Origin of the sequence: Pseudomonas sp. WS 5011, assembly GCF_012985775.1 — a bacterium.
GTDB classification, from domain to species: domain Bacteria; phylum Pseudomonadota; class Gammaproteobacteria; order Pseudomonadales; family Pseudomonadaceae; genus Aquipseudomonas; species Aquipseudomonas peli.
Map to the genome: position 1 here is coordinate 1 of NZ_JAAQXA010000083.1, position 811 is coordinate 811.

The following is an 811-nucleotide window of genomic DNA, read 5'->3' on the forward strand; positions in this document are numbered from 1 at the left end:
ATCCACCGTGATCAGACCATCATTGAGCAGCTCACACACGAAATCGCTTGGTACAAACGGCACAAGTTTGCCAAGCGTAGCGAGCAACTGAGCCCTGACCAGGGTAGCTTGCTGGACGACCTGCTCGACACTGACATCGCCGCCATCGAGGCGGAGCTGAAAGCCGTCAATCCCCCGGTTGCTCCAGCCGAACCCCGCCAACAGCCCAAGCGCACACCGCTGCCGGCACAATTTCCGCGCACTGTGATCCGCCACGAACCGGAGAACACCCAATGCGCCTGCGGCTGCCAGCTGCAACGCATCGGTGAAGACATCAGCGAAAAGCTGGATTACACGCCGGGCGTGTTTACCGTCGAACAGCACGTGCGTGGGAAATGGGTCTGTCGCCAGTGCGAAACACTGATCCAGGCCCCCGTGCCGGCCCAGGTGATCGACAAGGGCATCCCAACCGCCGGCCTTCTGGCTCACGTGATGGTGGCCAAATTCGCCGACCACTTGCCGCTATATCGGCAAGAGAAAATCTTTGGCCGTGCCGGCCTGGCCATCGCTCGCTCGACACTGGCGCAGTGGGTCGGACAAACCGGCGTGCAGCTCCAGCCGCTAGTCGATGCCCTGCGCGAAGCCGTGCTGGGCCAACGTGTGATCCACGCTGACGAAACCCCGGTGCAAATGCTCACCCCAGGCGAGAAGAAAACCCATCGGGCTTACGTCTGGGCCTACAGCACCACACCCTTCGCCGATCTGAAGGCCGTGGTGTATGACTTCAGTCCCAGCCGTGCCGGCGAGCATGCGCGCAATTTTCTTGGTCAGT

The 811-nt window shown here is 61.4% G+C and carries 1 protein-coding gene; it reads left to right on the plus strand.

The annotated features are described in order from the left end of the window. On the plus strand, window positions 1–811 hold an 811-nt coding region (locus HBN63_RS21625), incomplete at both ends, for an IS66 family transposase (protein ID WP_170050848.1).